The 14,538-nt window shown below is 62.0% G+C and carries 8 protein-coding genes; 2 read left to right on the plus strand and 6 right to left on the minus strand.

What is annotated here, in order from left to right:
• Positions 1–84: 84 nt before the first annotated feature.
• From PSFL_RS09115 to tpx, 6 genes are all read right to left on the minus strand, one after another.
• Positions 85–2,166, minus strand: a complete 2,082-nt coding sequence (locus PSFL_RS09115) for a bifunctional diguanylate cyclase/phosphodiesterase (RefSeq protein WP_120733163.1) — start codon at positions 2,164–2,166, stop codon at positions 85–87.
• Positions 2,167–2,406: 240 nt separating this feature from the next.
• A complete protein-coding gene (locus PSFL_RS09120) occupies positions 2,407–3,858 on the minus strand; it encodes an efflux transporter outer membrane subunit (RefSeq protein ID WP_169960340.1) in 1,452 nt (483 codons plus the stop codon).
• Positions 3,855–6,962 (minus strand): efflux RND transporter permease subunit, encoded by a 3,108-nt coding sequence (locus tag PSFL_RS09125; RefSeq protein WP_057959463.1) that lies wholly within the window; start codon positions 6,960–6,962, stop codon positions 3,855–3,857. Before PSFL_RS09125 ends, PSFL_RS09120 begins: the two co-directional genes overlap by 4 nt.
• Entirely contained in the window at positions 6,959–10,057 is a 3,099-nt protein-coding gene (locus PSFL_RS09130) for an MdtB/MuxB family multidrug efflux RND transporter permease subunit (RefSeq protein WP_057436624.1), read from the minus strand. Before PSFL_RS09130 ends, PSFL_RS09125 begins: the two co-directional genes overlap by 4 nt.
• A complete protein-coding gene (locus tag PSFL_RS09135; protein ID WP_397469932.1) occupies positions 10,054–11,358 on the minus strand; it encodes an MdtA/MuxA family multidrug efflux RND transporter periplasmic adaptor subunit in 1,305 nt (434 codons plus the stop codon). The genes PSFL_RS09130 and PSFL_RS09135 overlap by 4 nt, the downstream gene beginning before the upstream one ends.
• 233 nt (positions 11,359–11,591) lie before the next feature.
• On the minus strand, positions 11,592–12,092 hold the full coding sequence (gene tpx / locus PSFL_RS09140; RefSeq protein WP_057436626.1) for a thiol peroxidase: 501 nt from the start codon (positions 12,090–12,092) through the stop codon (positions 11,592–11,594).
• 167 nt (positions 12,093–12,259) lie between these two features.
• Here tpx and PSFL_RS09145 point away from each other — a divergent pair, with 167 nt between their 5' ends.
• A complete protein-coding gene (locus PSFL_RS09145; RefSeq protein WP_397469933.1) occupies positions 12,260–13,552 on the plus strand; it encodes a glycosyltransferase in 1,293 nt (430 codons plus the stop codon).
• A gap of 72 nt (positions 13,553–13,624) precedes the next feature.
• Positions 13,625–14,530 (plus strand): AraC family transcriptional regulator, encoded by a 906-nt coding sequence (locus PSFL_RS09150; protein WP_057436628.1) that lies wholly within the window; start codon positions 13,625–13,627, stop codon positions 14,528–14,530.
• Positions 14,531–14,538: the final 8 nt, after the last annotated feature.

Genomic DNA, 14,538 nt, shown 5'->3' on the forward strand with positions numbered 1-14,538 from the left:
TAGTGACTCCCCATTCAACCTGAGCTGTTGGATCCAAGAATACCTGCGCCTGTCAGGTTTTGCATGGACCGGGGTCAATTGATCTCACGGTGGGGTCAAGCGCTCCCTGGCCACGATGGCGCTCATAAAGGTATCCGCCGGCAGTGGGTGGCCCAGCAGGTAGCCTTGCAGCGAGTTACAGCCCAGGCGCGTGAGGAAATCCTGCTGCATGTCGGTCTCGACCCCCTCGGCAACGATGCGCAGGCCCAGGGCCTGGCCCAGGGCGACAATTGCCGAGACGATGGCGGCATCGTCGCTGTCGTGCTCCAGGTCGCGCACAAAGCCACGGTCGATTTTCAGCTCATTGGCCGGCAGGCGCTTGAGGTACATCAGGCTCGAGTAGCCGGTGCCAAAGTCGTCAATGGACAAATCCACGCCCATTTTCGAGAGTTCCTGCAACACCCGCATGCTCGCATCGGCATCGCTCATGGCCGTGGTTTCGGTGATTTCCAGGGTCAGGCTATTGGCCGGCAACTGGTGGCGCTGCAGGGCGTTGGCCACACTGGTGACCAGCCCGGCATGGCAGAACTGCAGGGCCGACAGGTTCACCGCAATACGCCAGTCCCGGTACCCCTGGGCAAACCACACCTGCATTTGCCGGCACGCTTCGTTGAGCACCCAATCGCCGATGGCGATGATCACCCCGGTTTTTTCCGCCAACTCGATAAACTTGTCCGGCAGCAACAGACCGTGTTGTGGGTGCTCCCAGCGCAACAGGGCTTCGGCACCGATGGCGCGACCGCTGAGGGCGTCGAACTTGGGCTGGTAGTACAGGCGCAACTGCTGTTGCTCAACCGCCTTGCGCAAATCCTGCAACAGTTGCAGTTGCTTGCGCGCATTGGTGTTCATTGACACATCAAAAAAGCTGTAGCCGTTCTTGCCCATGCTCTTGGCGTGATACATCGCCGCATCGGCATTCATCAACAGTTCCTGGGGCGTCGCGCCGTTACCGGGGAACAGGGCAATGCCGACACTGGCGGAGATGCTCAGGTCATGCTCGGCTACGCGGAACGATTGGTTGATCAATCCCACCTGGCGTTCGGCCAGACGCAGCGCATCGTCGGGCTGGCTCAACTGCACCAGCAATACGAACTCATCGCCGCCGATCCGCGCCAGGGTGTCCTGGCTGCGCAGGTCTTCGCGCAGGCGCAGGCCCACCTCGCGCAGCAATTGGTCACCCAGATGATGGCCAAAGGCGTCATTGACCGGTTTAAAACCGTCGAGGTCGATAAACATCAGAGCAAAACACCCACCTTGCTCCGCGACCAACTGGGTGGCCTGCTGAATGCGATCGGCCAGCAGCGTACGGTTTGGCAGGCCGGTCAGCGTGTCGTGCAGGGCCAGGTGGGTGAGTTCCTGGTTGGCCAGGCTCAAGGAGTCGGCCAACACGGCGGTGCGTGCTTCCAGGCGCGCATCGAGCAAGGAGGTCAATAGCGCGAAGGCCAGGATTGCCAGGGTGGTCACCAACACTAGATTGTCCAGGCCGGTGCCGCTCAGGCCATCCACCGACGCCCCGCAAAAACTGCCATCGGCAAAACGCGCCGCCGCCATGCCGGTGTAATGCATGCCGACGATGGCCACGCCCATCACCACCGCCGCAGCGCTCCGTGCCAGGCGTACATAGGGGGTGTTGCGCCGCAGTTTGAAGGCAATCCATAAGGCGGCGGCCGAGGCCCCCACGGCAATCAGCAATGAGGCGGTGAACAAGGTGGGGTCGTAGTCGATGCCCGGCATCATGCGCATGGCGGCCATGCCGGTGTAGTGCATGGTGCTGATCCCCGCCCCCATGATCAAGGCGCCAAACCCCAGTTGCCAGGCCGGCAGACGCGGTTGGTTGACCAGCCACAGGGCGAAGCCACTGGACAGGACGGCGATCAACAGCGACAGCGCCGTTATGCCCATGTCGTAGCCCAGGGCAATGGGCAGGCTAAACGCCAACATCCCGATAAAGTGCATCGACCACACGCCAATCCCCATGGCCAGGGCGCCGCCGGCCATCCACAGGTACACAGCCCGGCCCTTGGCGGTGGCAATCCGACCGGTCAGGTCCAGGGCGGTATAAGACGCCAGGATGGCCACAAACAGGGAGATCAGGACCAACGCGGGGGAATAACTGCCGGTAAGCATGTGACGTCTCATGGATGACAATGCGAACGGCGTCCGTGCCGGGGAAAAGTCGGGGGATTGTAGCGAGAGTAATTCTCGTACAGGTGGAATATTGTCACAAGGCCATTACTGAAAATGTACGGCCTGGGGAGGCAAAATACGCCCTTTGGGAGAGGGCTTGCCCGCGATGGCGTCAGTAATACCCCCCTGAGGGTTTATCAGCTGTTCATCCGTTATCGTTGACGACCATCGCCGACAGGGTCAGGGTTTTTTGTTTGGCTCCAACTGGCCATCCCAACCACCGCCCAACGCCGCAATCAGTTGCACGCTGGCCACCAGCCGGGTTTGCAGCAAGGTCAGCACGGTACGTTCGTTGCTCAACGCCGTCGCCTGGACGTTGACCACATCCAGGTAGGCAATCAGGCCGGCCTTGTACTGGTTCTGGGTCAGGCGCAGGGATTCCCGTGCGGACTCCAGGGCCTCGTTGCTCACGCCCGCCTCGTCTTCCAGAACCTTGAGCTGGACCATGTAGTTTTCCACCTCGCGGAAACCGTCGAGTACGGTCTGGCGGTACTTGGCCACGGTTTCGTCGTAGGACGCTTCGGCGCGGTCAACTTCTGCCGAGCGCTGCCCACCGTCGAACAGGGTCATCGCCAGTTTCGGCCCCACCGACCAGAAGCGGTTGGGCAGGCTGATCCAGTCGGCATAGGTGCTGCTGGAGTAACCACCGGCCAGACTCAGGGTCAGGTCGGGGTAGTAGGCGGTTTTCGCCACGCCAATATTGGCGTTGGCGGCAATCACTGCGCGCTCCGCCGAGGCAATATCCGGGCGGCGCTCCAGCAGTTGCGATGGCAGGTTGGCAGGAATCTGCGGCAGTGCCGGTATGTCCTTGCTCACCGCCAGGTTGAACATGGCGGGAGGTTCGCCGATCAACACCGCGATGGCGTTTTCCAGTTGCGCCCGTTGCCAGATCAGGTCGATCAGGCTGGCCTGGGTACTCTTGAGCTGGGTCTGGGCCTGGGCGACGGCGTCCTTGCCTGAGACACCGGCGCGGTACTGGTTCTGGGTCATTTGCAGCGAGCGCTGATAGGTCTCGACGGTGGTTTGCAGCAAGCGCGTCTGTTCGTCCATGACCCGCAATTGCAGGTAGTTCTGCACCAGTTCCGACTGCTGGCTCAGGCGCATGGCCGCCAGGTCGGCGGCGCTGGCTTGGGCGCTGGCGTCGCTGGCTTCCAGGCCTCGGCGTAATTTGCCCCAGATATCGGCTTCCCAGCTCACCCCCAACTGAGTGTTGAGGGTGTCGCGGATACCACTGCTGGAGCTGCTCAAGCTCGCATTACTGCTACCCGTGCCCTGGCTGGCGCGGGTTTTCCCGGCGCTCAGGTCGACGGTCGGAAAGAACGCGCCACGGGAGCTGCGTGCCGTGGCCTGGGCCTGGCGGTAGCGGGCTTCGGCCTGGGCCACGGTCTGGTTGGCGTTGTTGAGCTTGTCCACCAGGCTGTTGAGTTGCTGGTCGCCATACAGCTCCCACCAGGCGCCACGGGCCAGGGCATCGCTAGGGGCGGCCTGGCGCCAGCCCTGGGCTTCTTTGTACTGCGCCGGCTCGGCAACTTGCGGGCGCTGGTAATCGGGGCCGATGGCGCAGGCGCTGAGGAACACGGCGCAAAACATCATCGTCAGTGCAGGGGCCCGGAAAACAATTGATTCGGTCATAGCGGAGTGTCCAGGGCAGCGTCGGTACGCACCCCGCGCCAGCCGTTGAAACGGTGGCGCAGGCGGTCGAGATAGAGGTAAACCACCGGGGTGGTGTAAAGGGTCAGGATCTGGCTGAAGACCAGCCCGCCGATAATGGTCAAGCCCAGGGGCTGGCGCATTTCCGCGCCTTCGGCGGTGCTCAGCAGCAACGGCAAAGCCCCGAGGATCGCCGCCAGGGTGGTCATCAGGATCGGCCGCAAGCGCAGCAAACAAGCACTGCGTATGGATTCCAGGGGCTGCATGCCTTCCTTGCGCTCCAGCTGCAGGGCCAGGTCGATCATCAGGATCGCGTTTTTCTTCACCACGCCAATCAGCAGGAACAGGCCCAACAGCGAGATCAGGCTGAACTCGCCGCCCAGCACGTAGATCGACAACAGCGCGCCGACCCCGGCCGAGGGCAGGGTCGAGAGGATGGTCAGTGGGTGAATGTAGCTTTCATAGAGAATCCCCAGCACCAGGTACACCGCGACCAATGCGCCGAGGATCATGAACGGCTGGCTTTTCTGGGTGGCGGCGAAGGCATCGGCGGTGCCGGCCATCTTGGCGATCACGTCTTCCGGCAAGCCGACCTTGGCAATCGCCCGCTCGATGGCGGCCGTGCCCTGCTCCACCGTGACCCCGGGGGCCATGTCGAAGGCAATGTCTTCGGAGGCAAACTGCCCTTCGTGGCTGACGCGGTCGTCGGCCAGGCTGTTTTCGTAGTGGGCAATGGTCGACAGCGGAATTCGCGCGCCGTCAGCGGTAATCACCTGCACCTGATTGAGGGTGATCGGGTCCTGGGCGTATTTCGGATTGACCTCCATCACCACCCGGTACTGGTTGAGGCTGTCATAAATGGTGGAAATCTGCCGCTGGCTGTAGGCGTTGTTCAGCACCGAGGTAACCATGTTCATGTCTACGCCCAGGCGCTTGGCCTGATCGCGATCGACAATCAGCGTCACTTGTTGCGCACCCCGCCCTTCGCGGGCGTCGATGGCGGTCAGTTCCGGCAGCTCGCGCAGCGCGGCGACCACTTTCGGGTACCACAGGCGCAAGGCCGCCAGGTCGCCACTTTGCAGGATGTAGGAATATTGCGAAGACGTCTGGTCGCGGCCACCACCAAATTGCAGGTCCTGGTCGGCCATCAGCATCAAGCGGCCACCGGGTACCAGGGGCACGTTCTTGCGCAAGCGCTCGATCACCGCCTGGGCCGACAGCTGGCGTTCCTTGATCGGCTTGAGGCGCACCAGCATCACCGCGTTGTTGGTGCCATTGCTGCCACCGATAAAACCCGCCACGCTTTCCACTGCCGGGTCTTGCAACACGGCTTTGCGGAAGATCTCCATCTTCGGCTGCATGACGCTGAATGACAGGCCGTCATCGCCGCGCACAAAACCGATCAATTGCCCGGTGTCCTGTTGCGGCATAAAGGTTTTGGGCACCACCACATACAGCGCGATATTCACCCCGATGGTCACGAACAGGCTGAGCAGGGTCAGGCGCTTGTGCCGCAGCACCCAGTCCAGGCTACGGGCGTAACCCGCGACCATATGGTCGTTGACCTTCTGGCTCCAGCGCTGCAAACCGGTCTCCTGCCCTTTGACATGGGGCTTGAGCCAGCGCGCGCAGAGCATCGGGGTCAGGGTCAGCGAAACCACCAGCGAGACGATGATCGCCGCCGCCAGGGTGATGGAAAACTCACGGAACAGGCTGGTGACAATCCCACCCATAAACAGGATCGACAGGAACACCGCCACCAGCGACACGTTCATCGACAGCAGGGTAAAACCGACCTCCTTGGCCCCCAGGTACGCTGCCTTCATTGGCGCTATACCGTTGTCGATATGCCGGGAAATGTTCTCCAGCACCACGATGGCATCGTCCACCACCAGGCCGGTGGCGAGGATCAGGGCCATCAGCGACAGGTTGTTCAGGGAAAACCCATAGAGGTACATGATCGCAAAGGTGCCCACCAGCGACACCGGTACCGCCAGGGTCGGGATCAGTGAGGCGCGGAAGTTGCCGAGGAACAGGTACACCACCAGGATCACCAGGGCCACGGCAATCAGCAGGGTCATTTCTGCCTCATGCAGGGTGGCGGTGATCACCGGCGAACGATCCATGGCCAGGTTGAGCTTGACGCTGGACGGCAAAACCGCCTGCAACGCCGGCAACTGGGCCTTGATCTGCTTGACGGTCTCGATGATGTTGGCGCCGGACTGGCGGTTGATCACCAGCAACACCGCCGCATCATTGTTGAAAAAACCGCTGTTGTAGCGGTCTTCGACGCCATCGCTGATCTTCGCCACATCGCTCAGGCGCAAGGCGGCACCGTCCTGGTAGCGGATCAGCAGCGGCTCATAATCCTTGGCCTTTTCCAGCTGGTCATTGGCCTGGATCTGCCAGTTGCGCTCGCCATCTTCCACCGAGCCCTTGGGCCGGCGCACGTTGGCATTGGCAATGGTGTCGCGCACTTCATCCAGGGACACGCCGTACTGGTCGAGGGCCTTGGGCTCCAGCTCGATGCGCACCGCCGGCAGGGAGCTGCCGCCGATCTGCACTTCGCCCACGCCCGGTACCTGGGACAGGCTTTGCGAGAGGATGGTGGACGCCAGGTCGTAGAGCTGGCCCTTGGGCAACACGTCCGAGGTCAGCGACAGCACCATGATCGGTGCCTGGGACGGGTTAATCTTCCTGTAGGTGGGCATGCTGCGCATGCCGCTGGGCAACAGGTTGCGCGAGGCGTTGATTGCCGCCTGCACTTCCCGCGCCGCGCCGTTGATATCACGGTCGGAGTCAAACGCCAGAATCACCCGGGTCGAGCCCTGGCTGGACGAACTGCTGAGGGTGGTGACCCCGGCAATCGCGCCAAAGGACCGTTCCAGCGGCGTGGCCACGGTAGACGCCATCACTTCCGGGCTCGCGCCAGGCAGGCTGGCAGAGACCACAATCACCGGGAAGTCGATCTGCGGCAACGGCGACACTGGCAGCAGGCTGAAACTGACACCACCCAGCAACATGATCGCCAGGCTCAGCAGCATGGTGGCTACCGGCCGGCGGATAAAAGGTCCGGACAGGTTCATGGCTCAACCGGCTCCAGCGCTTCGGACTTGCGCCAGCGACGGCCAAGGCGGTCGAAGTACAGATAGATCACCGGCGTGGTAAACAGCGTGAGGATCTGACTCAACAGCAAGCCACCGACCATCACCAGGCCCAGGGGTTGGCGCAACTCTGCGCCGGAGCCAGTGGCCAGCATCAAGGGCACCGCACCGAACAGCGCCGCCAGGGTGGTCATCAGGATCGGCCTGAAACGCAACAACGCCGCCTGGTAGATTGCGGTCTGCGGGTCCAGGCCCTGGTTGCGTTCGGCGTCGAGGGCGAAGTCAATCATCATGATCGCGTTCTTCTTCACGATGCCGATCAGCAGGATGATGCCGATGATCGCGATCATCCCCAGGTCATTGCCCGTGAGCAGCAACGCCAGCAAAGCCCCCACCGCTGCCGATGGCAAGGTCGACAGGATAGTGATCGGGTGGATATAGCTCTCGTACAGCACGCCCAGCACGATATACATGGTCACCACTGCCGCCAGGATCAGCAGCAACGTACTCGACAGCGAGGCTTCGAACGCCTGGGCGGCGCCCTGGAACTGGGTCTGCACGCCGACCGGCATGCCAATGTCCTTCTGCACCTGGTTGATCAGCTCCACACCCTTGCCCAGGGCCACGCCGGGGGCCAGGTTGAATGACATCATTACTGCGGGGAACTGGCCGATATGGGTAATCGCCAACTGCGCCTGGCGCTGCTCGATGCGGGCCAGGCTGGACAGGCGCACCTGGCCGCCATCGGTGGTTTTCACATGGATCTGGTTCAGCGCGTCCGGCCCCAGGCTTTCGCCGGACTGGGCCTGCAGCACCACGCGGTACTGGCTGGCCTGGGTGTAGATCGTGGAAATCTGCCGCTGGCCGAAGGCGTCGTACAGGGCGTCGGTGATATTGGCTACCGACACGCCCAGGCGCGAGGCCGCGTCGCGGTCGATCACCATGTACACCTGCAAGCCTTTGTCCTGCAGGTCGCTGGCCACATCGGTGAGTTCCGGGTACTGGCTCAGGGCCTGTACCAGCTTGCCGCTCCACAGGGCCAGCAGGTCGGCATCCGGGGAGGACATGCTGAATTGGTACTGGGTGCGGCTGACACGGTCTTCGATGGTCAGGTCCTGCACCGGCTGCATAAACAGGCGGATGCCCACCAGTTTGTCCAGTGTCGGTTGCAGGCGTGCAATCACCTCGACGGCGCTCAAGTCCCGCTCTTTATGGGGCTTGAGGTTGATCAGCAGGCGGCCGCTATTGAGGGTGGCGTTATCGCCATCGACGCCAATGTAGGAAGAAAGACTTTCCACTGCGGGATCTTCGAGGATGATCTTCGCCAGCTCCTGCTGGCGCTGGCTCATGGCCGCAAAGGATATCGACTGGGGTGCCTCGGAAATGCCCTGGATCACCCCGGTGTCCTGCACCGGGAAGAAGCCCTTGGGCACCACCAGGTACAACACCACCGTCAGGCCCAGGGTGGCAATGGCCACCAACAGGGTCAGCGGCTGATGCTTGAGCACCCATTGCAGCTTGCGCCCGTAGGCGGCAACCAGCCAGTCGATCCACGCGCCACTGGCCTTGTAGAAACGCCCTTGTTCTGCTTCCTTGGGTTCGCGTTTGAGCAGGCGTGCGCACATCATCGGCGTCAGAGTCAGGGACACCACCAGGGAAATCAGGATCGCCACCGCCAGGGTGATGGCAAATTCGCGGAACAGCCGCCCGACCACATCGGCCATGAACAGCAGCGGGATCAAGACCGCGATCAGCGACAGGGTCAGGGAAATCAGGGTGAAGCCGATCTGCTTGGCGCCCTTGAGCGCGGCCGCCATCGGCGTCTCGCCTTCCTCGATATAGCGGGAAATGTTCTCCAGCATCACGATGGCATCGTCCACCACAAACCCAGTGGCGATGGTCAGGGCCATCAGCGTCAGGTTATTGATGGAGAAGCCAGCCAGGTACATCACGCCAAAGGTGCCGATCAGCGACAGCGGCACGGCAATCGACGGGATGATGGTGGCGCTGAAACGGCGCAGGAACAGGAACGTCACCATTACCACCAACGCAATGGCGATCAGCAGTTCATGCTGCACATCGGTGACCGAGGCGCGGATGGTCTGGGTGCGGTCGGTGAGTACCGTCACGTCGAGGCCGGCTGGCAGGTTGTCGGTGATGCTCGGCAGCAGCGCCTTGATCCGGTCCACCACCTCGATCACGTTGGCGCCCGGCTGGCGCTGGATATTGAGCAATACGGCCTGGTTTTCATTGGCCCAGGCGGCTAGGCGTTCATTTTCTGCGCCATCGACGATTTGCGCGACGTCTTTGAGGCGCAGCGGTGCACCGTTGCTGTAGGCCAGGATCAGTTCGGCGTACTGCTCGGGCGATACCAACTGGTCGTTGGCATCGAGCATCGACACCCGTGTCGGGCCGTCGAAGTTGCCCTTGGGCTGGTTGACGTTGGAGGCGGCAATCAGGCTGCGTACGTCGGCCAGATTCAAGCCATTGGCCGCCAGGGCCTCGGGGTTGACCTTGATCCGCACGGCCTGGCGCTGGCCGCCGGCGATGCTGACCATGCCCACGCCGCTGATCTGCGCGATCTTTTGCGCCATGCGCGTATCGACCAGGTCATTGAGCTTGGGCAACAGCATGGTCTTGGAGGTGACGGCCAGGGTCAGTACCGGGGTATCGGCCGGGTTAACCTTGTTGTACACCGGCGGCGCCGGCAGGTCCGAGGGCAACAGGTTGCTGGCCGCGTTGATCGCCGCCTGCACCTGTTGCTCGGCCACGTCCATATTGACGTCGAGGTTGAAGCGCAGGGTCAGGACCGAGGCCCCGCCGGAACTGGTGGAGGCCATCTGCGTCAGGCCCGGCATTTGCCCGAACTGCCGTTCCAGGGGCGCGGTGACCGCGCTGGTCATCACGTCCGGGCTGGCGCCGGGGTACAGGGTCATGACGCGGATGGTCGGGTAATCCACCTGGGGCAAGGCCGACACCGGCATCAAGCGATAGGCGATCAGGCCAGCCAGGACAATGGCCAGCATGCTCAGGGTGGTGGCAACGGGCCTGAGGATAAACAGCCGTGACAGGTTCATGCGCCGGCCTTTTGCGCCTTGCCGGCGTCAGCCGCCGGGCTGCCTTCGCCTTGTGCCGCGGGTTTGCCCTGCAAGTGTTCGGTCGGGCCGGTGGGCACCTGGTTGCTGTCGTTGACCACTTCCACATCGGTGCCATCTTTCAGGCGATCAGTGCCTTCCAGTACCACGCGGTCGCCGGCGGCCAGGCCTTCCTTGACCACGGTGTTCTGGCCATCGGTCTCACCAATCACCAGGGTGCGAATCTTGACCTTCTTGTCACCGTCCAGGGCGTAGACAAAGGTGCCATTGGTGCCGAACTGGATCGCGGCCGAAGGTACCAGCACCACGTTTTTCAGGGTGTCGGCCAGCAGCCGCACGTTGACGAACTGGTTGGGGAACAGCACCTGGTCGTGATTATCGAAGCGCGCCTTGAATTTCAGGGTGCCGGTGGTAACGTCGATCTGGTTGTCCAGGCTTTGCAGCACACCGGTGGCTTGCAGTTGCAGGTCGCCACGGTCCCAGGCCTGCACCGGCAGCTTGTTGCCACCGCGATAGCGGGCCAGTACGGTTTGCAGGGTGTTTTCCGGCAAGGTGAACGCCACGCTGATTGGCTGGGTCTGGGTGATGATCGCCAGGGCGGTGGTGTCATTGGCCGCCACCAGGTTACCGACGTCCAACTGGCGCAAGCCAACGCGCCCGGAAATAGGCGCACGGATCTTGGTGAACTCAAGGTTGAGCCTGGCGTCATCCACCGCCCCCTGGTTGGTCTTGACCGTGCCCTGGTATTGCAGGACCAGCGCGGCAGCGGTGTCCAGGGTCTGCTTGGCGATGCTGTCCTGTTCGTAGAGGCCGCGATAACGCTCAAGGTCAACCTGGGCGTTTTTCAACTGCGCCTGGTTTTGCATCAGCGTGCCCTGGGCCTGGAGCAAGGCATTCTGATAACTGCGCGGGTCGATTTCCGCCAGCAGGTCGCCGGCCTTGACCATCTGCCCCTCTTCAAAGGCGATCTTGACCAGTTCTCCCCCGACCCGGCTGCGCACATTGATGGTGTTCAAGGCCGTCACCGTGCCCAGTGCCTTGTAGTACACCGGAAAATCCCCTGCGACCGCGGGTGCGACGCGTACCGGCACCGCCGCACCCGAGCCGCCGAAGCCGGGACGCATCATCCCGGTCTTGCTGGTCCTGGCTGCCGGGGCCTCCTTCTGGGCGGCGCCGGTCGGCCAGAATTTCCAGCACAGGAAGGCAACAACCAACAGGACGAGCAAGCCAAACAGCCAGCGGCGGGAACTACGGGGGGACGATTGCATGGATTGATCAACCATTGGAGGCGAGGGCTTCTACTGTGGGAGGCTGAAAGATAAGCACTGGGGCGCGTTTAGAAAAGCGCCTTTACCGGCTATTTACCTTCAGGCTTACAAACATTTACTTTTCGTGGGGCAACATCAGCTATTTGGCCTAAACCGCTGAAGCACAAATAAAAACGGCCTGGACTAGGCCAGGCCGCAAGCATGCATCATACGTGTTACTGCAAAGCGACAGTAACGCGCTGCCGCAATTACTTCAGTACAGCCAGGGCCGCTTCGTAGTTTGGCTCTTCGGCGATTTCGCCAACCAGCTCGCTGTGCAGCACCTTGTCGTTTTCGTCCAGTACCACCACGGCGCGGGCGGTCAGGCCCTTGAGGGCGCCGTCGGCAATGGATACACCGTAGTCAACGGCAAAATCGGCGCTGCGGAAGTCCGACAGGCTCTTCACGTTTTCCAGGCCTTCGGCGCCGCAGAAACGCGCCTGGGCAAATGGCAGGTCGGTGGAGATGCACAGTACAACGGTGTTGTTCAGCTCGTTGGCCTGGGCATTGAACTTGCGTACCGACGTGGCGCAGGTCGGGGTGTCAACGCTTGGAAAGATGTTCAGTACTTTGCGCTTGCCGGCGAAAGTCGCCAGGGTGACGTCCGACAGATCGCCTGCGGTCAGGGAAAAGTCGAGGGCCTGGCTACCGATTTGCGGCAACTGGCCTTCAACCTGGACCGGGTTGCCTTTGAGGGTGACTTGAGCCATGAACGGAATCCTTATGCTGGGTTAGATGAAACGAATTCGAGAGGCGGAAGTTAACCACAAAGTGCGAATGACACCTATGGCCGAACACAAAATGTCATGACTGCGCCCGCGCCGGGCTGCTGTGGTTTAATTGCGCCGCGTTTGCCTGCCCTTGAAGGAATTCACCGTTGAAAAGTCAGCCTGCCACCCACGTCCTGGTTATCGGTTACGTCTGGCCGGAGCCCCGCTCCTCGGCCGCCGGCGGGCATATGATGCAGATCCTGGAAAGTTTTCTGGCGCAAGGCTGGGCCATCACCTTCAGCAGCCCGGCCGCTATCGGTGAGCACAAGGCTGACCTGGCGGCACTGGGTATCCGCGAATGCGCCATCGAGCTCAACAACTGCAGTTTCGACGAATTTATCCGTGAGCTGGCCCCGGATATCGTGTTGTTCGATCGCTTTATGATGGAGGAGCAGTTCGGCTGGCGGGTGGAGAAGCATTGCCCGGATGCCCTGCGCGTCCTGGAAACCTCGGACTTGCAAAGCCTGCGCGATGCCCGCCAGCAGCGCCTGAAAGACTACCTGAAGCAGCAGCCACACGCGGATGACTTCAGCCCCGTGTTCGCCCCGGCCCTGGACGAAGAGTTCCAGAGGATGGCCGATACCGACCTGGCCAAGCGCGAGATCGCGGCGATCTACCGCTGCGATATCAGCCTGATGATTTCCGATGTGGAGATCCAACTGCTCACCGAACAGTTCAAGGTGCCCGCCGCCCTGCTCCACTGGTGCCCGTTGATGATCGACGCGCCCAGCGAGGGGTTTATCCCCTATGAGGACCGCGCGCATTTCCTGAGCATCGGTAACTTCCGCCACGCCCCCAACTGGGATGCCGTGCTCTGGATGAAAAACAGCCTCTGGCCGTTGATTCGCCAGCAGCTCCCCGGCGCCCAGTTGCACATCTATGGTGCCTACACCCCCCCCAAGGCCACCGCGCTGCACAATCCGGCCCAGGGTTTTCATGTGATGAACTGGGCCGAGGACGCCCTGCAAGTGATGTCGGCTGCGCGCATCTGCCTGGCCCCGTTGCGCTTCGGTGCCGGGATCAAGGGCAAGCTGGCCGATGGCATGCTCTGCGGCACCCCGAGCATTACCACCCCCATCGGTGCCGAAGGCATGACCGACGGGCAGCCCTGGCCCGGGACGGTCGCCCAGAGCGCCACGGCCCTGGCCGCCGCTGCCGTGGCGCTATACGAGGATCGGCAAGCCTGGACCGAGGCCCAGGCCAATGGCCGTGCGCTGCTGGCCCGTCGCTTTGCCCCGCAGGTCCACGGGCGCGCACTGGTTGAACGCCTGCAACATTGCCTGGGCGAACTGGCGCAGCACCGGCGCAACAACTTTACCGGCAGCATGTTGCGCCACCACCTGCATAAAAGTACCCAGTACATGGCGCAGTGGATCGAGGCAAAAAACCGCGCTCTTTAAACACCGACGCTGGCGAGGTGGCGCGCAACGGGGCATTATCGGCTGCGCAACCACAATAAAAGCGACGCCAGCATGAGCCGAGCAACGCGCATCACCGACCCTTCCTACGAGTTGATGGACGATCACAACGGCCTGTCCATCATCTACCGCCAGCACGGCTTCCCCTGCCCGCTGGTGCGCTGGCACTTCCACAAGGAGTACGAGTTGCACCTGATTGTTGCCAGCTCCGGCAAGGTGTTTATCGGCGACTATATCGGCAACTTCCACCCGCAAAGCCTGTTCCTTACCGGCCCCAACTTGCCTCACAACTGGATCAGCCAGGTGGAGGAAGACGAAGTGGTGCCCAAGCGCGACATGTTGGTGAATTTCACCGATGAGTTGCTGGAAGGCGGCAGCCAGGTCTTCACTGAACTCAAGAGCCTCTCGCCGCTGTTGGAGCGGGCACAATACGGCATTGAGTTCCGCTGCCAAAAGACCATCGCCCAGGCGTTGACCTTGATGCAGCGCATCGAAGACACCCATGGGATGGCGCGGCTGGGGCATTTTTTTGTGCTGCTGGAGGCGCTCTGTGCCTGCGAGGACTACCAAGTGCTGTCGGGAGGAGCCACCGCGCAGTTGGCCGATGAGCACAGCATCGACAGGACCAACCGTGCGGTGGACTACATTTTTGCCCATTACGCGCGGGAGTTGTCCCTGGAAGAAGTCGCACATTACCTGGGGATGAAACCCACCTACTTTTCCCGGGTGTTCAAGCAAGCCACCGGCCGCACCTTCATCGAGTTCGTCAATCGCCTGCGGATCAGCAAGTCCTGCGAACTGCTGGCCGATGGCGATAAGGCCGTGACCGATGTGTGCTTCGAGTCGGGCTTCAACAACATCTCCAATTTCAACCGGCGCTTCCAGCAGCTCAAAGGCATGACGCCGTCGCATTACCGACGCCTGGCGGTACAGCGCCTGACCGAGCAGAACCTGGCCTGAGCGGCTGA

Origin of the sequence: Pseudomonas sp. DD1 (assembly GCF_044510355.1) — a bacterium.
GTDB lineage: Bacteria > Pseudomonadota > Gammaproteobacteria > Pseudomonadales > Pseudomonadaceae > Aquipseudomonas > Aquipseudomonas shahriarae.

Excerpts from the sequence above, each read along its gene's own strand:
- PSFL_RS09115 (WP_120733163.1), bottom strand. The coding sequence starts at position 2,166 with ATGCTTACCGGCAGTTATTCCCCCGCGTTGGTCCTGATCTCCCTGTTT.
- PSFL_RS09120 (WP_169960340.1), bottom strand. The coding sequence starts at position 3,858 with ATGACCGAATCAATTGTTTTCCGGGCCCCTGCACTGACGATGATGTTT.
- PSFL_RS09125 (WP_057959463.1), bottom strand. The coding sequence starts at position 6,962 with ATGAACCTGTCCGGACCTTTTATCCGCCGGCCGGTAGCCACCATGCTG.
- PSFL_RS09130 (WP_057436624.1), bottom strand. The coding sequence starts at position 10,057 with ATGAACCTGTCACGGCTGTTTATCCTCAGGCCCGTTGCCACCACCCTG.
- PSFL_RS09135 (WP_397469932.1), bottom strand. The coding sequence starts at position 11,358 with ATGGTTGATCAATCCATGCAATCGTCCCCCCGTAGTTCCCGCCGCTGG.
- tpx (WP_057436626.1), bottom strand. The coding sequence starts at position 12,092 with ATGGCTCAAGTCACCCTCAAAGGCAACCCGGTCCAGGTTGAAGGCCAG.
- PSFL_RS09150 (WP_057436628.1), top strand. The coding sequence starts at position 13,625 with ATGAGCCGAGCAACGCGCATCACCGACCCTTCCTACGAGTTGATGGAC.